This is a genomic window from Corynebacterium propinquum DSM 44285, from assembly GCF_000375525.1.
Lineage (GTDB): Bacteria > Actinomycetota > Actinomycetes > Mycobacteriales > Mycobacteriaceae > Corynebacterium > Corynebacterium propinquum.
In genome coordinates this window covers 42685-68709 of the sequence record NZ_AQXC01000008.1, presented here as the reverse complement: position 1 = coordinate 68709, position 26025 = coordinate 42685, and the positions used below count along the sequence as shown (strand labels likewise).

Annotated in this window: 21 protein-coding genes and 1 pseudogene; 6 read left to right on the top strand and 16 right to left on the bottom strand. The window is 57.9% G+C overall.

Annotated features, from left to right (window positions below):
* Positions 1–21: 21 nt before the first annotated feature.
* The 8 genes from secA to B142_RS0107810 all read right to left on the bottom strand — a co-directional run bounded on the left by secA (position 22) and on the right by B142_RS0107810 (position 9579).
* Entirely contained in the window at positions 22–2619 is a 2598-nt protein-coding gene (secA, locus tag B142_RS12275) for a preprotein translocase subunit SecA (RefSeq protein WP_081604952.1), read from the bottom strand.
* A gap of 172 nt (positions 2620–2791) precedes the next feature.
* A complete protein-coding gene (hpf, locus tag B142_RS0107840) occupies positions 2792–3469 on the bottom strand; it encodes a ribosome hibernation-promoting factor, HPF/YfiA family (RefSeq protein WP_018120994.1) in 678 nt (225 codons plus the stop codon).
* Between the two features lie 146 nt (positions 3470–3615).
* A complete protein-coding gene (locus tag B142_RS0107835; RefSeq protein ID WP_018120993.1) occupies positions 3616–4263 on the bottom strand; it encodes a ComF family protein in 648 nt (215 codons plus the stop codon).
* Positions 4264–4287: 24 nt separating this feature from the next.
* Complete coding sequence (gene lpqB / locus B142_RS0107830; protein WP_236658196.1) at positions 4288–6096, bottom strand: MtrAB system accessory lipoprotein LpqB; 1809 nt, start codon at positions 6094–6096, stop codon at positions 4288–4290.
* A complete protein-coding gene (gene mtrB, locus B142_RS0107825) occupies positions 6071–7807 on the bottom strand; it encodes an MtrAB system histidine kinase MtrB (RefSeq protein ID WP_018120991.1) in 1737 nt (578 codons plus the stop codon). The genes lpqB and mtrB overlap by 26 nt, the downstream gene beginning before the upstream one ends.
* Positions 7808–7818: 11 nt before the next feature.
* Positions 7819–8523, bottom strand: a complete 705-nt coding sequence (gene mtrA, locus B142_RS0107820) for an MtrAB system response regulator MtrA (protein ID WP_018120990.1) — start codon at positions 8521–8523, stop codon at positions 7819–7821.
* Complete coding sequence (locus B142_RS0107815; protein WP_018120989.1) at positions 8498–9232, bottom strand: dTMP kinase; 735 nt, start codon at positions 9230–9232, stop codon at positions 8498–8500. The genes mtrA and B142_RS0107815 overlap by 26 nt, the downstream gene beginning before the upstream one ends.
* Positions 9229–9579, bottom strand: a complete 351-nt coding sequence (locus B142_RS0107810; protein WP_018120988.1) for a DUF4259 domain-containing protein — start codon at positions 9577–9579, stop codon at positions 9229–9231. The genes B142_RS0107815 and B142_RS0107810 overlap by 4 nt, the downstream gene beginning before the upstream one ends.
* A 191-nt stretch (positions 9580–9770) precedes the next feature.
* Here B142_RS0107810 and B142_RS0107805 point away from each other — a divergent pair, with 191 nt between their 5' ends.
* On the top strand, positions 9771–10871 hold the full coding sequence (locus B142_RS0107805) for a hypothetical protein (RefSeq protein WP_018120987.1): 1101 nt from the start codon (positions 9771–9773) through the stop codon (positions 10869–10871).
* Positions 10872–10943: 72 nt separating this feature from the next.
* On the opposite strand, the gene manA is transcribed toward B142_RS0107805, so the two are convergent.
* From manA to B142_RS14030, 3 genes and pseudogenes are all read right to left on the bottom strand, one after another.
* Entirely contained in the window at positions 10944–12191 is a 1248-nt protein-coding gene (gene manA / locus B142_RS0107800) for a mannose-6-phosphate isomerase, class I (protein WP_018120986.1), read from the bottom strand.
* A gap of 56 nt (positions 12192–12247) precedes the next feature.
* Positions 12248–13642: a phosphomannomutase/phosphoglucomutase gene (locus B142_RS0107795; protein WP_018120985.1), complete on the bottom strand. Its 1395-nt coding sequence runs from the start codon at positions 13640–13642 to the stop codon at positions 12248–12250.
* A gap of 391 nt (positions 13643–14033) precedes the next feature.
* A pseudogene (locus B142_RS14030) lies at positions 14034–14468 on the bottom strand (DUF3499 domain-containing protein); the annotation flags it as partial.
* Positions 14469–14605: 137 nt separating this feature from the next.
* On the opposite strand from B142_RS14030, the gene B142_RS0107785 reads away from it, so the two are divergent.
* Positions 14606–15079, top strand: a complete 474-nt coding sequence (locus tag B142_RS0107785; protein ID WP_026167955.1) for a metallopeptidase family protein — start codon at positions 14606–14608, stop codon at positions 15077–15079.
* Between the two features lie 48 nt (positions 15080–15127).
* Here B142_RS0107785 and B142_RS0107780 read toward each other — a convergent pair whose 3' ends face one another.
* The 3 genes from B142_RS0107780 to B142_RS0107770 all read right to left on the bottom strand — a co-directional run bounded on the left by B142_RS0107780 (position 15128) and on the right by B142_RS0107770 (position 17776).
* Positions 15128–15424: a WhiB family transcriptional regulator gene (locus B142_RS0107780; RefSeq protein WP_018120982.1), complete on the bottom strand. Its 297-nt coding sequence runs from the start codon at positions 15422–15424 to the stop codon at positions 15128–15130.
* Positions 15425–15696: 272 nt separating this feature from the next.
* Entirely contained in the window at positions 15697–16767 is a 1071-nt protein-coding gene (manB, locus tag B142_RS0107775; protein WP_018120981.1) for a mannose-1-phosphate guanylyltransferase, read from the bottom strand.
* Positions 16768–16873: 106 nt separating this feature from the next.
* Positions 16874–17776, bottom strand: a complete 903-nt coding sequence (locus tag B142_RS0107770; protein WP_236658158.1) for a glycosyltransferase family 2 protein — start codon at positions 17774–17776, stop codon at positions 16874–16876.
* 53 nt (positions 17777–17829) lie between these two features.
* On the opposite strand from B142_RS0107770, the gene B142_RS0107765 reads away from it, so the two are divergent.
* From B142_RS0107765 to B142_RS0107750, 4 genes are all read left to right on the top strand, one after another.
* Positions 17830–19515 carry an LCP family protein gene (locus B142_RS0107765; RefSeq protein WP_018120979.1) on the top strand — a complete coding sequence of 562 codons (1686 nt, stop codon included), beginning with the start codon at positions 17830–17832 and terminating at the stop codon, positions 19513–19515.
* Between the two features lie 142 nt (positions 19516–19657).
* Positions 19658–20353, top strand: coding sequence for a TIGR03089 family protein (locus tag B142_RS0107760; RefSeq protein ID WP_018120978.1), 696 nt, complete (start codon positions 19658–19660; stop codon positions 20351–20353).
* Positions 20354–20456: 103 nt separating this feature from the next.
* Positions 20457–21635 (top strand): acetyl-CoA C-acyltransferase, encoded by a 1179-nt coding sequence (locus B142_RS0107755; protein ID WP_018120977.1) that lies wholly within the window; start codon positions 20457–20459, stop codon positions 21633–21635.
* 2 nt (positions 21636–21637) lie between these two features.
* Positions 21638–23938 carry a 3-hydroxyacyl-CoA dehydrogenase/enoyl-CoA hydratase family protein gene (locus tag B142_RS0107750; RefSeq protein ID WP_018120976.1) on the top strand — a complete coding sequence of 767 codons (2301 nt, stop codon included), beginning with the start codon at positions 21638–21640 and terminating at the stop codon, positions 23936–23938.
* Positions 23939–24233: 295 nt separating this feature from the next.
* Here B142_RS0107750 and B142_RS14190 read toward each other — a convergent pair whose 3' ends face one another.
* On the bottom strand, positions 24234–24362 hold the full coding sequence (locus B142_RS14190; protein WP_259816385.1) for a hypothetical protein: 129 nt from the start codon (positions 24360–24362) through the stop codon (positions 24234–24236).
* A gap of 282 nt (positions 24363–24644) precedes the next feature.
* Complete coding sequence (locus tag B142_RS0107740) at positions 24645–25820, bottom strand: acyl-CoA dehydrogenase family protein (protein ID WP_018120974.1); 1176 nt, start codon at positions 25818–25820, stop codon at positions 24645–24647.
* Positions 25821–26025: the final 205 nt, after the last annotated feature.

Below are 26025 nucleotides of genomic sequence, written 5' to 3'. Positions count from 1 at the left end.
AGCCCGGCACCCCGCCGGGTTCTAGCCGCCCATCACGCTGTTGGTTGCACCGCCACCACCGGCGGATTGGATGGGCGTGCCAGGGTCAGTCTGCTGTTCGCCCTGCTGCGCAAAGCGCTTGCGCAGCATGAACAATTGGCGCACGGTTTCTTCCTTAATGGCCTCGTTCATGGCATTGAACATGTCGCCACCTTCCTTCTGGTATTCCACCAGCGGGTCGCGCTGAGCCATAGCGCGCAAGCCGATGCCCTCTTTGAGATAGTCCATCTCATAAAGGTGCTCGCGCCATTTCTGGTCGATGACCGGCAGGATGATCATGCGCTCGGTGTTACGCATTTGCTCATCGCCGCCGATTTCGGTGACGGCTTTTTCTAGCTCATCGTATTCCTTCTGCGCATCGGCGATCACGGCGTCGCGAAGCTGGTCTGCGCTGAGCTCGCCCTTGGAACCGTATTCGGTGCCGTCGACCAGATCCTGCCAGCTAATCGTTGGCTCATACAGGGTGTTCAAGGCGTTCCAGAGCTCATCGAGATCCCAGTCTTCGACGTAGCCGACGGCAGTAGCACCCGATACATAGGCACCGATGGTGTCGTCGATCATCGTGCGCACGTGGCTGGAAATATCCTGCGAGGTCAGGATCTCGTGACGGGTCTGGTAGACGACCTTGCGCTGCTCGTTGAGCACCTCGTCGTACTTCAGGACGTTTTTGCGCATCTCGAAGTTCTGGTTTTCTACCATCGCCTGCGCACCCTTGATGGAGTTCGAGACCATCTTCGCCTCAATCGGCACGTCATCTGGGACGTTGAGGCGGTTCATCATGTTCTCCATGGACTGGCCGACGAAACGAACCATCAGCTCATCGCGCATGGAAAGGTAGAACCGGGTTTCCCCAGGGTCGCCCTGGCGGCCGGAACGACCCCGCAACTGGTTATCGATACGACGGGATTCGTGGCGCTCGGTACCCAGCACGTATAGGCCACCGGATTCACGAACCTCGTCGCCGCGGCGTTTGCTTTTCGCCTTTTCGTCTTCGATTTCGTTGTCCCAGGCTTCCTGGTAGGCCTCTTCGTCGTCGAAAGGATCTAGGCCGCGCTGGCGCAAACGCATATCGAGAATGACCTCGGGGTTACCGCCCAGCACGATGTCGGTACCACGGCCAGCCATGTTCGTTGCGACGGTGACGTTGCCCGGCAGGCCGGCACGCGCAATAATATTGCCTTCTTCTTCGTGGTACTTCGCGTTCAGGACGTTGTGCTCGATATCTTTGCGCTTGAGCAACTGCGACAAATATTCGGAGCGTTCCACCGAGGTAGTACCCACCAGGACGGGTTGGCCGGCAGCAACGTGTTCGGCGATGTCTTCCACAACCGCAGAGAACTTTGCTTCCTGCGTTTTGTAGATGCGGTCGGAGTGATCCACACGCTGGTTTGGTTTGTTCGTCGGGATCGGAACGACGTCCAGTTTATAAATCGAGTTCAGCTCGGCGGCTTCGGTCTCTGCAGTACCGGTCATACCGGAGATCTTGTCGTACAAACGGAAGTAGTTCTGCAGCGTAACCGTCGCCAAGGTCTGGTTTTCGTTTTTGATCTCGACTTTTTCTTTTGCCTCGATCGCCTGGTGCATGCCTTCGCTGAACCGGCGACCAGCCAAGACACGGCCGGTGAAGCCGTCGACGATCATGACTTCGCCTTCGCGGACAATGTAGTCCTTGTCGCGCACAAATAGCTCTTTGGCTTTCAGTGCGTTGTTCAAAAACGACACTAACTGCGCGTGCTCTGGAGCGTAGAGGTTGTCGATACCCAGCTGGTCTTCGACGTATTCGACGCCGTCTTCACTGATACCGATGGTGCGCTTGCGGTGATCGACTTCGTAGTGTTTGCCTTCGCGCATGCGTGGTGCAAGCTGGGCGAACACGGAATAGTACTGCGAGCTACCGTCAACGGGACCGGAAATGATCAGCGGGGTACGGGCTTCGTCGATAAGAATCGAGTCCACCTCGTCGACAATGCAGAAGTTGTGCCCGCGCTGCACGGCGTCTTTCAACTGGCGCACCATGTTGTCGCGCAGGTAATCGAAGCCAAGCTCGTTGTTGGTGCCGTAGGTGATGTCCGCAGCATAGGCTTCGCGGCGTTCTTCGGGGCGCATCTGTGAAAGGATCACGCCCACGTCCAGGCCCAGCCAGCGGTGCACACGTCCCATCATTTCGGCGTCACGCTTAGCCAGGTAGTCGTTGACCGTGACGACGTGGACGCCCTTGCCTTCCAGCGCGTTGAGGTAGGCCGGGAGAACGGAGGTCAAGGTTTTACCCTCACCGGTGCGCATCTCTGCGACGTTGCCGAAGTGCAGGGCGGCGCCGCCCATGATCTGCACCAGGAAGTGCTTCTGGTCCAACACGCGCCACGAGGCTTCACGGGCCACCGCGAATGCTTCGAGCATGATGTCGTTGAGGTCTTCGCCGTCGGCTAGTCGTTTCCGGAATTCGCCCGTTTTGTCCTTCAGTGCCTCGTCAGACAGTGCGGCGTACTCGTCTTCGAGTGCCATGACGTCTTGGGCGATTTTCTTCAGGCGTTTGACGGTCTTGCCTTCGCCAGCCCGGAGAAGCTTAGAAAGTCCAAACACAGGTGTGCCATCCTTTAAAATCACGAATAGTTTTTGCTCTGGGCTATTCTACGCGCGCAGCAACAAAAAATTGCCCTAGGCCGATGTTAATGAGCAACACACTTGGGAATCATCGGCCTGGGCGGGCAAGGTAGCTGACGATACGCCAGCTGTTAATTCGCTGTGGTAGCGATTAGCTCTCGTCGCCTTCGGTCAGAGAGATCAAGCCGTAGTCAAAGGCGTGGCGACGGTACACCACCGACGGGCGGTTGTTTTCGGCGTTGATGAACAGGTAGAAATCGTGTCCCACCAGTTCCATTTCGGACAAGGCATCATCAACGCTCATCGGAACAGCAGCGTGCTCCTTTTCGCGGACAACCTGGCCTGGCTCGATGTCCTCAACGGAATCAGCATATGGGTCAACATCGTACTTCGACTGCTGTGCCTGTTCTTTGGCCTCAGCTTTCGCTGCTGCAACCATCTCAGCTGCTAGCTCACCGGTACCCTTTGGTGCGCGGTGGCCAGACTTGGCGGCTTCACGACGAACCTTGACCTTACGCAGGCTACGGGACATTTTCTGGAGTGCGGTTTCCAAAGCGGCGTAGAAGGAATCTTCCTTAGCCTCAGCACGCAGCAGGTGCCCTTTGCCCGTGGCGGTGATCTGAATGCGGGAGCCTTGATCCTCACGACGAGGGTTCTGCTCCTGCTTCAGCTCCACATGGAAGAACGTCAGCGTAGGGTCCAGCTTTTCGATGCGGGAGAGTTTTGCGTTAACGCGCTCGGCGAAGTGCTCCGGCACCTCAACATTGCGGCCGGTGATGGTGACCTGGGCTTCTGGGGCTTGAGCGTCGTTATTTACGTCGAAAGTCATAACTGTAATCTTTCCCTTTCATCTCGGTTGCTCTACCTTTATTGTATCAACCGCGAACTAGTTTGACCTGGGTTTGGACTGGGAATTAGCGCTTAATTGGAAAAAGTTTTCAGAGCTTTCCTAGCTTCTCGTAGCACCTCCTAGCTTTATGCAGCCGCCAAAACCACACACCCAGCAACATCCGCACCAGCGAACGTGAGCGTGTCGACGGTCGCGGCCAGTGTTGCCCCGGTGGTTATCACGTCATCGACAACCACCACCTCGGCCCCGCGTGGTACCGGGCGCACCAACTGCACGTTGCCGCGAACGTTGTGCAACCTGTCGTCACGGTTGAGCCCAGACTGATCCGGCATCGACGACGCCAGGCATACCGCTTCGATGACCGGAAATCCACTACCCAGACACAACTGTGTCATTGGGTCACCGCCGCGTAGTCTCGCAGAGCGAGTTCGTGTAGGCGCCGGGACAAGCATTACCCGATGCGAGAATTCACCGCGCGCTTGCAAGGTTTCCAATGCTGCCTGTAAAACCGCAGCAATGTGCGGACGAATTGCACGGTTATTGCGTTCTTTCATTTCTAAGATGACTTCGCGGTGCGGGCCTCCATAACCACCGCAGCTATACACAGGGGCGAGGACGTCAGCTCGCGGCGTGATGCGTCGCGGCGGCTGGGCCAGTACCACGCGGCAATTCCGGCACAGCAGCTGTCCGGGCGCACCACAGCCGGCGCACGAGCGAGGTAAAACCAGCTCGACGAAACCGACGCGATCAGCGTGACGACGAAATTTCGACATGATCCCCCCATTGTTATCAGCCAGTTAATTCGCCACCACAGGAACCGAACGCTGCCCCTGCAAACCAGGTACTTCGCGCCAGAACGATGTCTCGCTGCCACTGGCTGGAAGCTGCAGTGTCGCATGCGCATCAGTGATATAGAGCGTTGAGCCAGACGCCGCTACGGCCACCACCGGTGCAGTCACATTCCCCGACGGCAACGACGACACCGCCGAGCCATCCTGTTCTACACGCCACACCGGCGTATCAGCCGCAGACGTCCCCACCAACAACGAGCCATCCGGCTGCCAATCCAAACTCAACGCGGTACCACCGATTTCGGTGGCCATCTCATGCACGTTCACGATCTTGCGTTCACCAGTCGTGGTGTGTTGCACAACACCGGTATACACATGGCCGTCGATGATCATCGCCGCTGTGGCACCACTATTAGACAACCGCAGCACAGAAATCTCGCCGTCAATCTCTTCCAGCGCAGAAGTATCAACCTTATCGGTGGACAGCTCACCGGACGTCGTTGAACGGACCACACGCACGACCTGCTTATCCTGGGTAGCTACCCACACCGCGCCACCACCGCGCTCCAGCGTTGGGCGGGTGATGAATTCGCTGGACAATGCTTCTTCCAGTGTTCCATCCAGCTCACCAACAAACAGCTGCGATTCTCCCCCTCCAGCAGACTGCGCCGTTCCAGCACCGCGCGAACGCACCACCGCAACCGTGCCATCAACGCCAATATCCGCGGCACTGACATCTGTCAGCTCACCAGCGGCGTCGTCAAGCGGCACCCGCTGGTCAGATGCAACCCGCACCAAAGAACCATTCGCCAACGCATACAACGGACTCACGCCATCCGACGAGGCTTTCGGGTTCAGCCCGGCAAAATCGTCGGTGGACAGCGTTTCTAAACCATCGCGGACCGGAACATCGTCGATCAACACCGAATACGGGCCCGGCACCGAAGCTGTCGCCAACGTCCACACCAGCTGCGCGGCAAACTGCATGCGCTGCTCAGTGCTCATCGAGGACATCCCAGAGAACTTGTAGGTTCCCTCATCAATGCCCAAAAACGTGGCATCCTCCGGCACATAATCCTTCGTCGCAGGGGCCAAACGCGACGACGGCCCTGCAACCAGCATCGTCGCCAGTGACGCCCCCAACGACTCTTGCTGCGAATACAACCAGCGCCGGTCAGACACCAACACGCTGCCAGTCGAATCAAAGAAATACAGCGACTGCGGCTGGTACTGGTTTCGCAATTCATTCCGCTCAATCACGACACCGGACGGCAAGGACGAAATCCGCCACTGATTATCAACCAGTTCCATTTCCACGCTGGTCTCATACAAACCATCTTCGGGCAGATATTTTCCACCATCGCCTAGCTTGCCGATGACGGTACCGCGCACATTAAACTTCCGCTTCGCAGAATCCGACGGCCCCGACGCGGTATTGAATTCGATGCGATCGACGATCAACATGTCATCGTGGTGTGGCTGCCAATTGCTTTTCGCATTATCGGTGAGATAACGCTTCGCCGCACGATAGTCACCGTCCGGGCTTGCCGAAGCGCGATAAAAATCCCGCAGCAACAAATCCGGTTCTTGCCCGTCCGTCGGTCCAATATTCATGTCATCGTCCGGATTTGCTGAATCCTCAAACGGGCGCAGCGCCTGCGGGCCAGTATCCCGCGGCAACGAACTGCACGCCGCCACAAACCCGAGGCTGCCGGCTACCACTACCGCGAGAGCGCCACGGCGCACAACATACAGGCTCTGCTTGCCGACGAATCGCTGCCTACGCTGCTTATTTTGCATCATCTTCTGCATCATCACGGTCATCCTCATGCCCTGCGCTGGTAGTTTTCTCACTATCCGCGCTCTTTTCGCCTGTCGCTGACTCCGGGACATCGGGTGCAACCACCAGCTCCAGCGGCGCCGGATCTACCTCACCGCGCGGGGTCCGTGGCAGCACCAGCCGGAACGTCGCGCCCACGCCTAATTCGCCAACGGCATCCAAGATCCCGCCGTGCAACTGCGCATCCTCGCGGGCAATCGCCAATCCCAAACCGGTGCCACCGGAATGCCGTTTACGCGACACATCCGCACGCCAGAAGCGATTGAACACCAGATCTTCCTGGCCATCTTTGAGCCCCACGCCTTGGTCGGCAACCAGCACCGCAATCGCGTGCTCATTCGACCCGGCAATCACCCGGATTGGATTGCCTTCCGAGTGGTCAATCGCATTAGCCAGCAAATTACGCAAAATCCGCTCGATCCGACGAGAATCACCGGCGATGGTCAAAGCGTCGTCAAGACCAAAAAAGGAGACCTTGACGTCTAATTTATCCGCCAAGTGCTCCACCTGGTTCCACGCAGCATCCAAGCTTGAGCGCACATCAATCTGGGTTTCAGACAAATCAGCCACCCCGGCATCGTGCCGCGAAATCTCTAACAGATCACCCAATAAGTCTTCGAACTTATCGAGCTCGCGGGTCATCAGCTCCGTCGCACGACGCGTGTGCGGGGCCAGCGAGTCTGCATCAGAAGCGATCATATCCGCGGCCATGCGCACCGTCGTCAAGGGCGTGCGCAATTCGTGCGAAACGTCCGAAGTAAACTGACGCTGCAAATCACCGTATTCTTCCAGCTGGTTAATCTGGCGCACCAACTTATCGGCCATGTCATTAAACGACATCGCTAACCGTGCCATCTCGTCCTCACCCTCGACGACCATGCGTTCGCGCAAATGCCCGCCCGCCAAGCGTTGTGCAGTACGCGACGCGGAGCGAATCGGCACAATAACCTGCTGGGTGGCCAACCATGCAATCCCCACCAACAGCACCAGCACGACTACACCCGCAGTAGACAACAGACCGCGTAGCAACGCCATGGTGGATGCTTCTGATTCCATCGACAGCGCCAGATACACCTGAGCGCCCGGAATATCGGATTGGGTCGGTGAACCAATCAGCAGCGCGTCATAGACCGTGCCGTCGGCACGCTCCACCGGGGTGAACTGATAAGAAACGTGCCCCTCAGAGACATACCTGCGTAGCTCCGCGGGAACACGGAAACCTTCTGGCGCCGTCGTCAAAGAGCCATCGCCGTTATCGACAACGATGATGGTGTCATAGATGGCCGATGCATCACTGGATTCACTACTGGAATGAGAAATAGATGCGCGCGCCGAGGTGATACGCACTTGCACACTATTAGCTGAGCCGGTGGCGTTAATTTGCTGTTCGACGGCAAAACGAGCACGGTCAATTTCCTGGCTGGCAACATCGAGCTTCTGATCCACCAGGCGCTGGGTGATCACCGAGATCAACGCGAAAGCCAGCACCAGCATGACCACCAGTGAGGACACGAAGATCGAGACGATCAAACGCACCTGCAGCGACGAACGCCAGTACTCCAGCATCCTCGTGCGCAGGTGGCGCAAGCGGTTTTCCGAACCACCAGGACGAGCAGCCTTGTTCGTGCTTGCTGGATCACTGGACGTAGACGGCGCAGACGACGTAGACGCGGCGGGCTTTTTCACGCTCCTCCTGCCTAGGCTGCAGGCTTCTTGCCTGTTTTATAGCCCACTCCCCGCACCGTGAGCACGATTTGCGGGTCCTCCGGGTCTTTTTCAATCTTCGCGCGCAGCCGCTGCACATGCACATTCACCAAACGAGTATCCGAGGCGTGCTTATAGCCCCAGACCTTCTCCAGCAACGATTCCCGAGTGTGCACCTGCCCTGGCTTGCGCGACATTTCCAGCAACAAATCAAACTCCAGTGGGGTCAGCGCGATCTCTTCACCATTGCGCGTCACGGTGTGCTCACTGGTATCAATGTGCAGATCACCGATGACGATGCTTTCTGCAGAATCCGCGGCGTCGTCATGCGAAGCCACCGCCGGGCGTAGGCGGGCACGAATGCGCGCGATCAGTTCCTTGTGTTTGAAAGGCTTCGTGATGTAGTCGTCGGCGCCCGATTCCAGCCCCAACACGACGTCAACGGTATCGGTTTTCGCGGTCAGCATGACGATCGGCACCGATGATTCTGTGCGAATAGTGCGGCAAATATCCACGCCGTTCATGCCTGGCAGCATCAAATCCAGCAAAATCAAGTCCGGTTCGTGCTCACGAAACGCCGGGACCGCCTCATTGCCGTCCGTCACCGCGATGGGATGAAAACCTTCGGATTCCAGCACGATAGTCAACATCTCGGAGATCGCTGGGTCATCATCAACTACCAGAATGGTTGCTGCCATCGTCGTATTCATCCTCCGGGGGTGGTGTTACGGGAACGCTACGGTGGGCTAGCTCAGCCCGGCGCGTGTGAATCGTTGCCATTATCTTATCGATGTCGTCGCTGACTAGCCATTGGCTAGCCCAATTCAACGCCGCGAGTTGGTGATAAGCAGCATTCGTGTTGGTTTGTAGATCACTGTCGCGTTCGTAGTGATCCCGCTGCCGGGTGGCATCTGCCTCCGAGCGCGATTGTGCGCGAGCGGCAGCCACGTCGACGGGAACATCCAGCAGGATCTGCAAGTCGGGCTTCGGCAGCCCCAAGCGCCCAAATTCGAGTTCGGCAACCCAGTCCGTCACAGCTTGTTCCCCGGTCCGCGCCCAGCTATAGGCGGCACTCGAGGCCACATAGCGGTCCAGGATCAGCACGGCATCGCTGTGGCGTGCGTTGTCGGCGGCGTCGGCATGATTGCCGGCATGGTACTGCCACAACGTGTCCCGGCTCGCGGCGCGGTCCAAAGCAAAAAGCGTGGCCATGGCATAGGGGGAATCACTGAGATCTCCCATCCTGCCGTAAAGCGCCTCGCGTGCCAGCTGGGCGTGGATGGAATTGTCATAGTCCGGAAATGCCAACACCTCGACAGCGATGCCTTGTTGGCGAAGCGTCTTCGTCAACGCAGTAACCACGGTGTTTTTACCTGCGCCATCGATACCTTCGATGGCAATAATCATGACAAGGCTTCCAAGAACGGATCAAGGTCATAGTCGCCGTCAACGCCGTCGAGTAGTTCGGCGGCTGCTTCCGTGAGCTGTTCGTCGGTTGTGCCCGACAGCTCACGGATAAACGGGTATTCGGCAACGGCATCGCCTGCCGAAAACGGAGCTCCCGCCCAAATAGCTGCGATGGTCGCTGCGACCAAGCCGTGGTGGGCTTCTACCTCGGTGGCGTCGTTGCCGGCTGCGAGCAAGCATGCATCACGAACCGATTCGATGATGTCGTCGTCGTCAAGATCGACGAGTTCATCGAGAAAATCCTGGCTATTGTCGTCGGTGAAAATAGCTTCATCCCAAGATGTCATGGAGTACTCCTGTCTCAATCTGCATCAGCTGATCTAGTTTGACACACACGGCCGCATATCTGGCACGTCAGCTCCTCATATATAAGTTGTCTCACAATAGCGCGGATTCGACGTCACCCCCTTACTACTTTGAGATAAAGCTGTTATGGTTTGTTATCAAGTTGCAATCAACGCGAAAGGGCGCGCGTCCCATGAGCCAAGAAACCCGCCGGGCAATCGCTTTTATCAGTGGCGGCTGTCTTCTTGCGGGCGCAATTGGCTTCGGAGTCTGGCAGGTTTCAGACCCGGCGAACTTCTCCACCGCCTCGCAGGTGCACGAAGCAGGCCATACGCAGACCGAAACCGCCACCGTCACGGAAACCACCAGTGCTTCGGAAAGTACTGCCCGCGCTGGTGCAGCAACGCGCGGCACTGCTGGGCAGAACGCGAACGATAATAGCGCTGCCACGCAGGAACATTCGCGAAATCGATCCACACCGCATTCGCTTGCCGACGCCCACGGGTTGCCCACCACACCGCGCGGATCCCAAAATTCCCGCCGCGCACAGATTGATGCTGCAGACCCGTTTCTTCCACCGCATGCGGTGATCCAAGCAGATCCCAAGCCAGTCGAGCCTACGGTGGTCTACCGCCCGCGGGGCTTTGAGGGCCCACAGCCACAACAGCAAGGCAGCCAGCGCGGTGCTGGAAACCACGAACCGAACGATTCCCTCGTGCTCGCCGAACCAGCACCTGCTGCAGATCGCCACAACGACGCGAGTGCCGACGGCACTGGTCCTGGGGTTACCGTCCCAAATACCGCCAACCAGGGTGCCGCCAGAAACGGCGTTTCCGGGCAGGCCAGTATCCAGCAAGCACCGGTAGAAGTACCACAGGCGATCCACGATCTCACCACACTGGATCCGAAGCCTTTGCTCAATGAGACACTGGATCGCGCGGGTTTGCAGCCTGGCGCTGGGACACCTGTGCACCCGGCGCAAGCAGGCCAACCCAGCGATGCAGGCGAACCGAACGATACTGCGCCACAAGACCAACAGCACCAACAGGACCAGCGGCTCCACCAGAACGAGCAAACACCTGAACCCGAAGCAGGAACTGCAGCATGGACAGGCCAGATAGCGAACGTGCCTGCTAGTGCCGAATTGCACGACGCACTTGCCCGCGGTACCGCGGCAGCGAATGAGGCCGCCCAACAATTACGCGACGCCGTCGACGAGTTCGTCGGCGCTGGTTCTGCCGGCATTGGCTCTACGGCACTGAGCAGCTCGAGCTCTGCATTCAGGGCCCACTAGCGGCTGCGTGATAATTACTCAGTAGCTGCATTTAATAGTCATCGCTGCCGGGGGTTGCTGGGGATTCTGCTTCTAGGTACGGGCGATAAAAAGTTCGGCGCTAGTTTCTGTTCCTCCGCCTGCCTCCCCGCCAGCCACGGCAAACTCCGTTTCTGCAGCACCTGCTGATAACCAGACTGCTTCGGTAGGCCGAATGATGCGATCCTCAGAGCGCACCGCACCCCGGGTAACCAAGACGATGGCAGGCCCATCATGTTCGCACCGCAACGTCGGTTGCTCACAGGTTAATTCGACACGCTCCAGCACAAATTCATCCGAATGCGCAGGATAACGCAACCGACCGTCAGCGCTGCTGTATGGTTCCACGATAGGATCCTGCACACTAGAAAAATCCAGCACTTCCAGCAGCTCTGGCACATCAACGTGTTTTTCAGTGAGCCCACCGCGCAGCACATTATCCGAATTCGCCATGATCTCCACGCCCATTCCTTCCAGATAGGCATGGAGCTGACCAGATTTCAGGCAAATCGCTTGCCCCGGTTCCAACGTGACATGATGCAGCAATAATGCACTCAATACGCCGATATCCCCGGGGTAGCGGCGTTGTAAGTCCACCACAGTGCGCAGGCTATCCAGAATCCATCCGGCGACAGACTCACAGGCGGAATCATCGGCAAGAATTGTGCTGGCCACGTCGACGACGGCACGGATTAGACCCTCGCGGACATCGTCGGCAAGCGTGACCCAACGTCGAAACAACGCGTGCAGTTGTTCGGATTCACCGGCGGAATTCGCGCTGGTTAGAATCTCGACATAGGGCGCTAGCTCAGGGCAATCGAGTACCGCGAACAGCTCGTGGGTACGAGCAATGGGGCGAAAGCCGGCCAGGGCCCGGAACTGCGTCAATGCCACAATAAGCTCAGGCTTGTGGTTGGGGTCTTTGTAATTCCGCTGTGGGTCATCCAAAGCCAGCCCCGCCGCGTTTTCCCGCGCAAAACCAGCTTCGGCTTCGGCGCGAGTCGGGTGTGCCTGCAAAGACAACGGCTCGTCTGCAGCCAAAAGCTTCAGCATAAACGGCAACCGGCCATCGGCGTGCTGGTGCACGCGCGCACCCAGATGGTGGTGCGGATCAGCGGCGATGTAATCATCCAAACTGATCAGCGTGTCATCGGACGCGACCACGTGCGCCGGCCCAGCCGTATGGGCACCAAACCAGAGCTCAGCGATGTGATCCCCGGTCGCTGGTTGGCCGGCCAGCTCAGGGATCAGCGTGGTCGAGCCCCACGGGTAGCGGCGAATCGCCGGTCGGAGTGGCTGCATAGATCGAAAATAATCCTTCTAGTGCGGGGTGTTTACTGCGGTCTGTGAAACTGCGGCTAGGACACCAGCGCGGAGATTTCGTCGACAAGCTCGGAGACGTGTTCCGGAGTTTCTGCTTCCACGTTCAGGCGCAGCAATGGCTCCGTGTTGGACGCGCGCAGGTTAAACCACGCAGTGCTTGCCTGCAGGTTGACGGTCATTCCGTCTAATTCGTCGATATCTGCAGCTCGGTCCGCAAATGCCTGGCGCACTTTGTCGCGGGCGGCAGCCTGCTCAGTAACCCGAAAGTTGATCTCGCCCGAGGCAGCATAGTGCTGGTAGGAAGCCATCAGCTCTGACAAGCTGCCGTCGTGCGCAGCTAGTGCCGCAAGCATGTGCAGCGCGGCAAGCATGCCGGAATCGGCGTTGAAAAACTCGCTGAAATAATAATGAGCGGAATGCTCACCACCGAAAACAGCATTGTGTTTCGCCATTTCCGCTTTGATAAACGAGTGTCCGACCTTCGTGCGCACCGCGGTGCCGCCGGATTTTTCGACTAGCTCCGGCACCATCTTGGAGGTAATCAGGTTGTGGATGATCGTCGCCCCCGGATAGCGCTGGAGCATGCGCTCGGCGATCAATGCACAAATCGCGGACGGCGAAACCGGCTGGCCTTTTTCATCCACCAAGAACACGCGGTCAGCATCACCGTCGAAGGCTAGTCCGACATCAGCGCCTTGTTCTACGGTAAAGCGCTGCAAATCCACCAGGTTCTTCGGATCCAACGGGTTGGCCTCGTGGTTGGGGAAAGTGCCATCAAGTTCGAAATACAGCGGACGAATCTCGATGGGCAGGTCCGCAAAAACCGCGGGCACTGTGTGCCCGGCCATGCCGTTAGCGGCATCCACGGCAACCACGAGTGGGCGCGCGGCAGACAGTGGCACCAATTCATTGAGGTAACGCGCATAATCGGCCAGAATTTCGTGCCGGTCAACGGTACCGTGGCTCGATGCCGGTGCCGCGGCCGAAGAAGCGTTGCCGCCCTCGTCGGCAAGATGTGCCAGGTAATCAGTGATAATTCCCAGGCCGGTATCCTGCCCCACCGGCTTGGCTCCGGCGCGACACAGCTTGATTCCGTTATATGAGGCCGGATTGTGCGAAGCCGTAAACATCGCACCGGCGCAATCCAGCTGCCCTGCGGCAAAGTACAGCTCATCGGTGGAAACCAGCCCCAAAGCGGTGACATCCAGACCCGATTCCGCAACCCCTTCTGCAAAGGCTGCAGCCAACTCCGGAGACGACGGGCGCATATCGTGGCCGACAGCGACGCGGGTTTCGGTGCCGTGGTTTTTCAGGAAATCTGCGAATGCGCGACCGACGTTGCGGACAAAATCCGTGGTGATCTCGGATTCCACCAGCCCGCGAATGTCATAGGCCTTAATAACAGAGTTGAGGAATTGCGCAGAATACATAATCGCCATTCTAACGGTCGCGCGCCCGGAGGTTCCGATGAGTACGCACACAAAAATGTTCCCATGGGGTATTAGCAGGAAGTTACCGGGCAGCTAACAGCTTGTGGGTTGGCTCAACTAATCCGGTTTAGTCGCGGCGTTCATCCGGCCATAACGATGCAAAGTCGGTTGCCGAAGAATGGCGCAGCTCCTCCAGCATGGAATCAACCGGATCAGCATCGCGTTCGCTAGCGCCTTCACCAGCATGCTCTTCACCAGCATGCTCTTCGCCGGTCTCTTGTCCGCCGGTATCTTGTGCGCCGCCAGCTTCGTGCTTATCGGCATTGCTGTGTGGGCCGATCGCATGACGGCTGCCGTTAACACTGACCGAATCTGGTACGGGCTCGTCGGCATCGGCGTCGTCAGGCACTACCTGCAAGTGTGCGCGGCGCTGTTGCTTTTCCTCCACCACGCGCGGAACGCGGTGCACCGGGTGGTTAGAGCGTTCTGGATCCGCCGCGTCTGCGAAAGCTGACGTGTGCGCAACGGGGCTGGTATCGGGGTCGTCGACAAGACCACTGGTTACGCGACCATTTTCACGCACCGCAGCGGCGAGAGCAATCAAATCATCTTCGTCATCAATATCGACATCGCCGACACGAACGATCTCCCACCCGACCGGGGCGGTGATTTTCTCGGAGTGTTTCTGGCACAAGTCCCAACTATGCGGGTCCGGCTGGCTAGTCAACGGGCCCACCACCGCGGTGGATTCGGCATACGCATACGTCAAGGTTGCGAGCGCAGGCTGACCACAGCCGGGACGGGAGCAGCGACGAATTTGATTCACGCCACCAAGTTTAAAGACTGGCTCCAGGTTTGCCAATTGCTGTCAGAAAGCACTCCCGGCAGCATTAACTTTGATTGAGCGAATGAAACCGGCGTGGCGCAACGACGAAATTTGCCGTTGAGTTCTAAGCTGATGCCATGACTGCAAGCGCGAGGTTATCCCCACGGCCCGACCGCCATGGGCGCGGCCTGCGCGGGGTGCTATTACCGCAGCAGACCCCTCGCTTTCGTTCCCGTAGCCAACAATTCGACATGGCTGCTCTGGATGCATTTAGTTCCATCCACGCATCCTTCGCCCCACAATTGGAGGCATTAGACCTCGCCGTCGATACCGTGCCGCGCATGAATTTGGGTTCGGATTTAGCTCTTGTCGACGACGAAATCTTCAGCGACGGACCAGTCCCCCTGGGTCGCGTATTACAGCCCGGGATAGATGCACAAGGCCAGCCGACGCGCGCCCGGATCGTGTTGTTCCGGAAACCCATCGAGCAACGAGCTGCCAATAGCGAACAACGCAGGCAGTTGCTGCAAGAAATTCTGACAGTTTTGGTGGCTACCTACCTTAACCTGGATCCGCGTGATGTGGATGCGCGTTATCCGTGGGAAGACTAACCGCTCCGTGCGGCCTGCCGCTCACGGGATCAAGGAACGCTGAGGTTATTAGCCGATATCACGCTTTAAGCGGCGGCGTTCACGATCAGATAGTCCGCCCCAAATACCGAAGCGCTCGTCATGCTCCAGGGCGAATTCAAGACATTCATCGCGTACTGGGCAGGCCCGGCAAATGCGCTTGGCCTCCCGGGTAGAGCCACCTTTTTCCGGGAAAAATGCTTCCGGGTCGGTCTGCGCGCACAGCGCCTGGTCTTGCCATTCTTGTTCTACCGCACCGAAGAGCTCTTCGATCGACAGTGCTGCCGCGCCGCCACGGAGAATGGCGTTTTTAGCCATATCGTCCACGCCGTGTCCTTTCTCCGTAGTTTCGTTCAGATACTGGAAAAGATTAGACAACGCGACACTAAATATCGTCAACCCAGGTTCCGGTATCTGCAGAAAAACCCACAGAAAAGCCCTGCACTAGACCACACGAGTCACAGCAGCAACAACAATGACTCAACAGGGGTAAACCACGGGGGTACTAGATATAGTGCCGGGGCTCGTCCGGGAAACTACAGCCTGGCTTCGCTCCAAGAAACCGCCGCAGAAAAAGCCCAGAAACTAAGCGGCAGAAACTAAGCGTCAGAACTGAACCGGATACCAGTATCCGGAATATCGACACCCGGCCACACACGCATGCCCGGCGCGAGTTCACACCGCGCCCCAATCTGGGCGCCTTCGCCGATAACGCATCCGTCGATAATCGCGTTGGCACCGATATGTGCACCGTCAGCGATGATCGAATTCCGGATTCGCGCACCTGGCTCGATGGTGGCACCAGCAAAAATCACGGAAGAATCGATACGGCAGCCACCACCAATCTCAGCGCCGCGGCCCACCGTGGTTCCACCCAACAACAGGACTCCCCCGGCGACGCCGGCAGCGGGATCCACCAATGCTTCACCGGTGCGTCCCTCCAGCAGCGGGGAGCCCACAATTCCGCGCACCAGATCGGAAGAACCTTGCACAAAATCATCGGGGCGGCCCATATCGCGCCAATACGCGGCATCGACGTGCCCCACCACGCTGCGCCCTTCGTCGAGCAGCCGCGGGAATGTCTCACGTTCTACAGAAACGTTACGTCCAGCGGGAATAGAGGCAATCAAATCTTTTTTGAACACGTAACAACCGGCGTTGATTTGGTCCGTCGGCGGGTCTTCGGTCTTTTCCATAAACGCGGTGACCTGCCCGCTGGCATCCGTCGGCACGCAGCCAAAAGCGCGCGGGTCAGATACACGCACCAAATGCATGGTCAGATCTGCATCTTTTTCTTCGTGGGTGCGCAAAATCCCACGCAGATCAGTCGCGGCTAGCACATCACCGTTGAACACCATGGCATTGTCGCCGCGAATTTTGTCGTACACATTGCGAATACCGCCGCCAGTACCTAGGGCTTCTTCCTCGACGACGTACTCAATCTCCAAGCCCATGTCAGAACCGTCACCAAAGTATTCCTCGAACACCTCGGCGCGAAACGACGTCGACAAAATGACATGGTCAATTCCTGCAGCCTTGATGCGGGCCAATAAGTGCTGCAAGAAAGGGTATCCAGCAGTGGGCAGCATCGGCTTCGGCGTATTGATGGTCAGCGGGCGCAAGCGAGTTCCGCGCCCACCGACCAGAATCACGGCGTCGGTTTTGCTCATGGACCAAAATATAACTGTTCAACACCGACAAACCGCGCTTACACACCGAGGCCGACGCGGATCTGCCGCCACAGATCAAGCGGATTAGTCGTGGGTCAGCCTCGTCTCAGCCGCGAGTCACAATCTTCGCTCGTAGCCCTAGCCCGGCGCGCAGTACCGCGCGCACCGGTGCTTGGTACCAATGCGGCAGGCGGTCGCAAAGATAGCGTGCCGCAGATTGGTGGTGTACCCGCAGCATGGTGGCAGATACAGATGCTTCTTCGGTGGAATGGCCCTGTGCGTGACTAATCCGTGCCGACGGGCAGTAAATATTGCTGTATCCCGCGCGGGCGAAACGGTCCCCCAAATCTGTGTCTTCGAAATACATGAAATAGCGTTCATCGAAACCACCCACGCGCGCGAAAGCTTCCCTGCGCACCAGCAGGCAGGAACCGGATAACCACCCGGCCTCGCGTTCCGTTTCCATATCCTGGCCTTGCCGGTAGCGCGCCGAGAACGGATTCGCTGGCCACAGATCCGCCAAGATGGCATGCCCGATTCCGTCCACCAAACTGGGCAAAGCGCGTGCCGACGGATAGGTGGATCCGTCGGCCTCGATAATGCGCGGGCCGATCGCCGCCGCGTTGGGGTGGCGCGCTGCGCACGCCAGCAGCTCGTCGATCGCACCATCGTGGAATTGCACGTCTGGATTGGTCAGCAGCACGAAATCGTCGGCAAGCGTCCCGCCAGCTAGGCTGTCGTCGTTCGCATCATCCAGGGCTCGCACCCCGGCATTCATTCCCGCGCCATAGCCGAGGTTTCCGCCGGTGGGGAAAAACGTGACGTGATCATATTCCGCGGCCGCTTTTTCCGGTGCGCCGTCGGTCGAGCCGTTATCGGCCAGCACCACCTCCACCGGGCGGGTTGTCGCACCAGGCAGGGAATCCAGCAATGCGCGCAGGTGCTTACCCGGTGAATATGTCACGGTGATGACGGGCAATCGGCTGTGGTGGTTAGTTTGCTCAGACACAATGGGGCTTATGGTAACCGAAAACGTACTGTGATGCCCTAAAGTTGAACAGCGTGAATGATCGAAATCGCTCCATCCGAGAGATTCAGCCCGCCCCACGCTCCCGCGCCACGATCAAACAACGCGGCCCCGGCGGGCTCAAGGTCTTCATTGCCCTGCTTTCGGTGTTGACTTTGCTCATCACCGCCTTGGGCTATTGGACAGTCGGCCGCGTCGGCTCCAGCCTGGCTTCGGCGGGAAATTTGGGGCTGAGTGAGACCTCCCAGGGTTCTGGGGATCAAGCCCCGGACGGTGCCGTCGATATCTTGCTGGTCGGTTCAGATTCCCGCACCGATGCGCACGGGAATGAACTCAGCCGGGAAGAGCTCGATCGCCTCAACGCCGGAGAATTCGGTGGTGAAGACAATACCGACACCATGATGTTGATCCGGGTGCCTAACGACGGTTCCCAAGCCACCGCGATTTCGTTACCGCGCGATACTTACGTGCACGACGACGAGTTCGGCAACATGAAACTCAACGCCGTCTATAGCGAGCACAAAGCCGCGTACGAGCAGGGACTTTCTGCTGATACTGCTGGTGCTGGTGGCGCTGGCGCGCAAGGCCAGAATGCAGACGGGGAACAAGCCTCGCCGAATCTCGATGTGGATCAAGAGCGCGCCGCCATGGCCGCTGGGCGTGCCGGGCTGATTTCTGCGGTCGCGGACCTCACGGGCATTGAAGTGGACCATTACGCCGAGGTCGGCTTGTTGGGGTTCGTGCTGCTTACCGACGCCGTCGGTGGCGTGGATGTGTGCTTGAAAGAGCCTGTCGACGATCCAATGTCTGGAGCACAGTTCCCCGCCGGGGTGTCCACGCTGGATGGCCGGGACGCGTTGGCTTTCGTGCGCCAACGCTACGGCCTGCCCCGTGGTGACCTGGACCGCATCGTGCGCCAGCAAGCCTATATGGCCTCGTTGGTGAACAAAGTGTTGGCGACCGGCACCCTGACTAACCCGTCGACGCTGAACAAAATCTCTACCGCAGTGGAGCGTTCAGTCATCATCGATGAGGACTGGGACATCATGAGTTTTGCTACCCAGTTGTCCAACTTGGCGGGCGGAAACGTCACTTTCACCACCATTCCGGTCACCTCCATCGATGGTGTCGGCGATCATGGCGAATCCGTGGTCACTGTCGACGAAGACCAAGTTCATGCCTTTATGGACCATCTGCTGAATCAACCAGGGGATTCCGCGGATGGAGCAGATGGTTCTGATGGCTCGGACGCTGCGGACGCCGCTGGCGATGGCGAAAACCATGACGGTGCCGATGAGCAAGGCCGCAACCTCGTCGAGATGGTTGCCGAGGGCGCCCAGCTGCACATCCTCAACGCGCAAGCACCCACCGGTACCGCAGCTGCGGTCGGCGCGTGGTTGGATGAGCACGGCTACACCGTGATGGATGTATCCAATGCCAACGAGGGGATTTATACTACCTCGCAGGTTGTTGCTGCTGATGCCAACGATCCGCGTGCGCAGGCTTTGGCGGAGCAGCTAGGAATTCCTACGGTCACAGAAAATGCCAACCTGGAGCCAGATTCCATCGTCGTGGTGGTCGCCGCTGATTACAACGGGCCGCTGAACGAGGACAAGCTTGGGCAAGACGATGCCACTGCCGCTGTGGGGGAGGATTTCGGCAGCGTGGTGGATGCCCCAGAAATTGATGCCGGCGGCGACGGTCCGCGTTGTGTGCACTAGAGCACTAGTCATTGCCCACGGTGGTTTGAGCGGGTTCTAGTGCGTTCAAGTGGGTTCTAGTGCCCCGCTCAGCTTTGCTACTACACGGCTGATCCACAGCTTGCACACTGCAGGTCCGCAGCGTGATCCCTAGGATGGGGTCATGGATATGTTGTCTCATTTGCTTGCCGACGACCCTGCAAGCCCGCGACTGACCGTCTATAACGAAGCCGACGGTACACGCATGGATTTTTCCGCTCAGACCACCGAAAACTGGGCTTCCAAGGTGGCCAATTTCTTGCGCGAAGAATTGGATCTTGACGACGGTTCGGTGATCCTGGTGGATCTGCCTGTCTCGTGGCAAACCGTGATGATTTCCCTCGGTGCGCTGGCTGCCGGAGTCACGGTGCACTTTGCTACTGACACTGTCGCTACTGCCGACAGTAGTGACACTGCTGACGCTGCCGAGCCAGTCGTCTTTTTCACCACGACGGACAAAGCCAGCGAGTACGCGAATCGCGGTGATGTTGTCGTTGTGACCACGGACCCGTTTGGCCGCGGTGTCGAAGAACTCGGACAGCAAGTCCCGGAGGGCGCAATTGATTTCGGCCCCACGGTGCGTTTTTACGGCGATTTCTACCCTGGGCAAACCCGCCCATTGGCAGAGCTCATTGAGGCAGCCGTCGAGCCCCACGCGGAGCGCTTGTTATCGACGGGATGGACAGATTCGAGCTCATTCCAACGCCAGGTGCTTTCTCCGCTGGCCGCGGGAGGTTCTGCAGTCGTGGTGGCCGGCATGGTGGATACGGAGCGGTTAGCGGAGATCGCGGAGAATGAGAAGGTTACCGCGCGGGATTAGAGCCTGGGTGAGTTCTCGTTGCCGAAACCAGATTTGTGACATAGACTACGATTCATAACGAATAATCATTCGTAGACAGTTGTTTCAGACAGCAAGGAGTCTCATGTCAGAGATCTACATTGCCAACGCAGCCCGCCTTCCCATCGGGAAAAACCAGGGCTCACTCGCCAAGCTCTCTCCTACCGAAATGGGCACCATCGCCGCGAAAGAAGTCATCGCACGCGCTGGCGTTGACCCAGCAGCCATCGACTCCGTCGTCGCCGGCAACGTCGTGCCCACCACCCCGTCTGATGCTTATCTATCCCGCAAGATCGGCATCAACTCCGGTCTGAAGGATTCCTCCATCGCCTTCAACGTCAACCGGCTCTGCGGCTCTGGCGTACAAGCGATAGTCTCTGCTGGCCAACAGATTATGAGCGGCGATGCAGAACTCGCATTAGCCGCCGGTGTCGAGCACATGAGCTCGGCGCCCTACTCCGTGAAAGGCATGCGCACCGGCGGATTAAAAATGGGCGATGGCGTGCTCGAGGACTGGCTGCTAGGCACCCTGGCCTGCCCATTCGGCACCGGCCACATGGGTGTAACCGCCGAAAACGTCGCAGAAGAATACGGTATTTCTCGCGAGCGCCAGGATGAATTCGCCGCAGAATCCCAGCGCCGCGCCGCTGCCGCCCGTGACAACGGCGTGCACAAAGAAGAAATCGTGCCTGTCACCTTAAACACCCGCCAAGGTGAGATCACCTTTGATTTCGACGAGCACGTGCGTGAAACCACCCCGGAGGCACTGGCGAAGCTCAAGCCAGTATTCCGCAAAGACGGCACCGTCACCCCGGGTAACTCTTCTGGCATCAACGACGGCGCTGCCGCCTTGCTGTTGGGCAGCGAATCTGCGTTGAATCAGCACGGAACCAACCCGCTGGGTCGCGTGGTGTCCTGGGGCATCGCCGGAGTGGATCCAACCAAGATGGGCCTGGGTCCAATAGCTGCTGTGCCGAAGGCATTACAGAAAGCGGGTCTGAGCCTAAGTGATATCGACCTCATCGAATCCAACGAGGCATTCGCTGCACAAGCCATTGCCGTACAGGATGAGCTGGGATTCGATCCCGACAAAACCAACGTGCACGGCGGTGCCGTCGCCCACGGCCACCCGGTTGGGGCATCTGGGGCTATTTTGACTGTGAAGATCTTGCACCACCTGCGTGCAACTGGCAAGAAGTACGGCCTGGTCACCATGTGTATTGGTGGCGGCCAGGGCATCGCTTTGATTGTGGAGGCTGTATAACCATGACTAAGACTGCAACCAAGATTGTGGCGGACCCACAACCAACCACCGTGGACGCTCCCGTGAAAAAGGCTGCCGTGATCGGCGCCGGTTCCATGGGGGCGGGCATCGCTGCACTGCTAGCCAGTGCTGGCATCAAGGTCACACTGCTGGATATGGCCGATGACGGCGACACCCACGAGAAACGTAGCGCCCGCGCACACAAGGGAATTGACACCCAGAAAAAGCGCAAGGGTTTTGTACACCCGAAGTTCGTCGAAAATATTTCCGCGGGTAACACCACTGATGACCTCGAGAAACTCACCGAGTGCGACTGGGTCGTGGAGGCCATTTTCGAGGATTTAGACGCCAAGCGTTCTCTGTATGACGCCGTCGCACCGCACCTGAATGACCGGGCTATTTTGTCGTCGAATACCTCGACCATCCCGTTGGCGGAGCTGACCGCTCAGCTTTCCGACGATCTGGCCAGCCGTTTTGCCATCACTCACTTTTTCAACCCTCCGCGTGTGATGCGCCTGGTGGAAATCGTCGAAGGCGAAAAGACCAGCAAGGATACCCTGAAAGTTTTAAATGCTGCTGCAGAACAGCAGCTGGGTAAGGTCGTGGTGGATTGCCGCGATACCCCAGGCTTTATTGCTAACCGCCTGGGTTGTTTCTGGCTGGGTGCCGGTGCCGAGCTGGCCATGGAACAGGGCGTGTCTTATGAGCTTGCCGACGCCGTGTTCTCCAAACCATTCGGCATCCCGCGCACCGGTGTTTTCGGCTTGTTGGACTACATCGGCCTGCAGCTGGTGAAGCCAATCTGGTCGTCGCTGACCAACGCACTGCCCGAATCCGATAAGATGCACCAGTTCAACCTGGAGAAAAACGACGTCATCAACGGCTTGGCCGAGCGCGGACTCACTGGGCGCACCGGGGATGGTGGTTTTTATCAGGGCCGCGACAAGGTCATTCAGGATGACTTCAGCTACGGCGAGCGCCAGCATCCGGAAGATCCGGCTACCAAGCACAAGGATGCTGCTTCGGTAATCGCAGAAGATAGCGCCGGTGGCCGCTACGCCCGCGACTTGTTCGCAGCGACGCTGGGCTACTGCCTGGATACTGCGGAGGAAGTCGCCGATACCGTCGAGCTGATGGATAAGGCCATGGTGCTGGGTTATGGCTGGAAGCAAGGTCCCTTCGCGCTGGCTGATTCCATTGGTCTGGACAAGGTCGCCGAGCTATACGACGAAACCCCTGCCCTGCTGCAGGCCGCTATCAAGGCCGGTGGGTTCTACCCAGAGGTGGGCAAGGTGCTGGCTACCGACGGCACCGTATCCGAGACCAAGGACCGCGCTGGTGTGGTCACGGTCAAGGAACTGCTGGCATCCGGCAAGGCCACAACCGTTCGTGAGGCAGACAAGCTGAACGTCCACCTGCTGGATAATGGCGTCGCCATTTTAGACTTGCAGACATCACTCAACTCTTTGAGCCAGCCAGCGCTGAATGACATACGCGCCGTTGTCGATGATGCCGAAGAATTGGGAATCAAGGCCCTGGTGATCGGTAACGACGAGCAACGCGCGTTCTCCGCCGGTGCGGATTTGAAGTCCATCGCCGAAGCAGGCGAAAGCGGCGATACCCAGCGCATCGATGACCTGGTGCGCAATGGTTCGCAGGTAATGCGCAAGCTACGCACCGCACCATTCCCCGTTGTTGGCGCGGTACGTGGCGCTGCCCTGGGTGGCGGTTCCGAGCTGTATCTGTCGTGTGACCGCGTGGCCGTCCACGCTGATACCAAGGTTGGTTTCCCAGAACGTAATGTCGGACTGTTCCCGGCATGGTCCGGTACGGTGTCCCTGCTGGAGCGCATACGTCATCTTTACGACGATTACCACCAGCGCGCATTCGACGTGATCACCGATGCCAAGCCGCTTCCAAATATGTACTTCGCAGCTGATTACGGCTTTATTCGCGAAGGCGACGCCATTTTGATGTCGCCGGATCACGTGCTGGGCTATGCCATTGACCAGGCAGCCGAGATGATCGATGATTATTCCCCGGTCGATGAGGACAACATCGCTTTGTACTCTGGTCAGACCCCACTGGATGAAGGTTGGCCAATCGAGGGCATGACGGACAACGATCATGTCATCGCCCGCCAACTGGCGAAGCACTACACCGCTGCTAATGGTGTCAGTGAGCTGAGCTTCGATGAATTCGCGGACCGCGAGGTCGAACATGCCGTGCCGCTGATTTCTATGCCAGCGAATGTGGAGCGTGCCATGCACATGGCGAAAACACGTAAGCCGCTGAATAACTAGGTTGCAGACATAGACATAGCCCAGCGGCGTGCCGCAGCACGCCGCAGCAACCTGGTGATCTAGCAAAGACCGGCCAGATTCTTTCTGGCCAGTCTTTCGCGTTCTGTTGGTCTTTTCTTAGTGTGGCTTTGTGCTTAGTATGGGCTCATCCCCCCGGTGTCTTAACGCGGTGGCATGCGCAAGCCACCCACGCGCGCGAGTTGCACAGGAATTCATTGGTATTCGCAAACGAGTCCGCACCCGGGATCAGATTTTCTACCGGAATTTTCACCTGTGCACAGCGCATATCCTCGTTTTACATGATGCGCAGCCCGAGTTTGCCGCTGATCTTTTCCGGCGACACGCCAGCGATGATCCAGTCTTTCTCGGTTCTCGTGGCGGTCATGGATAATCCACCGACGATCAACTCGTTGTGAATGTCCACCAATGTAGCTAAGGAAACATCCGCGCACGTGATTTTTGCATACCCCAGCCCGCGAAATAACCGAGAGGTCCCAGAAATTTCGATTTCGCCCAATCCGTATTCTGCAAGCTGGCCTAATAGGTCAAAGGGGAATTCTTCTCGATCCCAATAGTCTGTGACTTGTGGTCGGGTTCATGGCAATCACCTTCCCTAGCAAGACACGACGTTCTACTACTATTTATTCGCTTACAAAATCGAGTGCTACAGAAAAAGCCGAACCCCAAACGGGATTCGGCACCGTGGTTACTTGAAGGCTCCCACGCCGGTAATCTTCTTACCGATAATCAACGACTGCACCGTATCAGTGCCCTCGTAGGTGTGGTAGGCCTCAATATCTGCAAAGTGACGGGCAATGTTGTTATCCAGCAAAATACCCACGCCGCCGAGCATGTCACGGGCATCCGCTGCAATCTTGCGGGCGCCACGCGTACAGCGCAACTTGTTAAAGGCAGCCTGTTCGGAGGTAAGCTTCCCGGCCGCATCCAGCTCCGCAATGTGGCGGTTCAACAGCATCATTTCGCTGAGTTCCAGCTGCATATTCACCAGACGCTGCTGAATGATCTGGTTTTCGGACAGGCGTCGGCCGAATTGAATGCGCTCATCCACGTATGCGCGGGCCTTTTCATAGCAACCAATCGCTGCACCCAACGCGATCCAGGCGACACCAGTACGCGTTGCCATCAGCACGGCAGCGGTGTCCTTGAACGTCTTGGCGTTAGCCAGCTGGTTTTCTGCCGGAACCCGGACGTCGTTGAGCTTGATATGCGCCTGATGGATGGCACGAAGCGAAATCTTGTTTTCGATAACTTCCGCGTTATACCCCGCGGTGTCCTGCGGCACGATGAAACCAGAGACGTCGCCTTCTTCGGTACGCGCCCAAACAACCGTGATATCACCGCCTTTACCCAGGCCGATCCATTTCTTTTCCCCGTTGAGCACCCACTCGTCACCATCACGGACCGCCGAGGTTTCCAGCGCAATCGAGTCCGAGCCGTGATCCGGTTCCGTCAACGCGAAGGCACCGAGGATCTCGCCTTTCGCCATCTTTGGCAAGTACTTATCCTTTTGCTCCTGCGAACCACACATATCAATCGCACGCATCGCCAGGCCCGCCTGCACAGCCATAATCGTGGCGACGGAGCCGTCGGTACGCGCAATATCCATCAGTGCCAAGCCAGAACCCAGGTGCGAAAGGGTCTCGTGGCCGTCCACGTCCAGGCCGTCGGTGAGCAGATCCTGCTTGACGATTTCTTGGATGAGATCGAAGGGAATTTCTGCGCGCTGCCAATAATCATTGATGACGGCTTCGATTGGCTCGCGCAAGCTGTACGCACGCTTCCACGCATTGAGATCAGCTTCTGGTAGGTCATTGAAAACACCAAGCAAGTCAGTGCCGGCGGCAAGTGGGTTATTGGCCATGGTTACAGTCACTCCTCCAAACGAATGTTCATTCATCATGATTGTGACTCACATCGCATTAATAGTCAAGCAGAATGCACGCAACACTTTCCGGCATGCTTAACTGGTCTGGAATGCACAACTGTTATTGCAGAACTAATAGTGCGTAGCTTACAGTTCGTTACTACTAGCGCTTTGCCGCCAATGCGCCCGACTAGGAGACAAC

Excerpts from the sequence above, each read along its gene's own strand:
- B142_RS0107740 (WP_018120974.1), bottom strand. The coding sequence starts at position 25,820 with ATGGCCAATAACCCACTTGCCGCCGGCACTGACTTGCTTGGTGTTTTC.
- manA (WP_018120986.1), bottom strand. The coding sequence starts at position 12,191 with ATGCAGCCACTCCGACCGGCGATTCGCCGCTACCCGTGGGGCTCGACC.
- B142_RS0107810 (WP_018120988.1), bottom strand. The coding sequence starts at position 9,579 with ATGACATCTTGGGATGAAGCTATTTTCACCGACGACAATAGCCAGGAT.
- mtrA (WP_018120990.1), bottom strand. The coding sequence starts at position 8,523 with ATGGCAGCAACCATTCTGGTAGTTGATGATGACCCAGCGATCTCCGAG.
- B142_RS0107750 (WP_018120976.1), top strand. The coding sequence starts at position 21,638 with ATGACTAAGACTGCAACCAAGATTGTGGCGGACCCACAACCAACCACC.
- B142_RS0107760 (WP_018120978.1), top strand. The coding sequence starts at position 19,658 with ATGGATATGTTGTCTCATTTGCTTGCCGACGACCCTGCAAGCCCGCGA.
- B142_RS0107785 (WP_026167955.1), top strand. The coding sequence starts at position 14,606 with ATGACTGCAAGCGCGAGGTTATCCCCACGGCCCGACCGCCATGGGCGC.
- hpf (WP_018120994.1), bottom strand. The coding sequence starts at position 3,469 with ATGACTTTCGACGTAAATAACGACGCTCAAGCCCCAGAAGCCCAGGTC.
- B142_RS0107755 (WP_018120977.1), top strand. The coding sequence starts at position 20,457 with ATGTCAGAGATCTACATTGCCAACGCAGCCCGCCTTCCCATCGGGAAA.
- manB (WP_018120981.1), bottom strand. The coding sequence starts at position 16,767 with ATGAGCAAAACCGACGCCGTGATTCTGGTCGGTGGGCGCGGAACTCGC.
- B142_RS0107815 (WP_018120989.1), bottom strand. The coding sequence starts at position 9,232 with ATGATTATTGCCATCGAAGGTATCGATGGCGCAGGTAAAAACACCGTG.
- lpqB (WP_236658196.1), bottom strand. The coding sequence starts at position 6,096 with ATGATGCAGAAGATGATGCAAAATAAGCAGCGTAGGCAGCGATTCGTC.
- B142_RS0107835 (WP_018120993.1), bottom strand. The coding sequence starts at position 4,263 with ATGTCGAAATTTCGTCGTCACGCTGATCGCGTCGGTTTCGTCGAGCTG.
- B142_RS0107805 (WP_018120987.1), top strand. The coding sequence starts at position 9,771 with ATGAGCCAAGAAACCCGCCGGGCAATCGCTTTTATCAGTGGCGGCTGT.
- B142_RS0107795 (WP_018120985.1), bottom strand. The coding sequence starts at position 13,642 with ATGTATTCTGCGCAATTCCTCAACTCTGTTATTAAGGCCTATGACATT.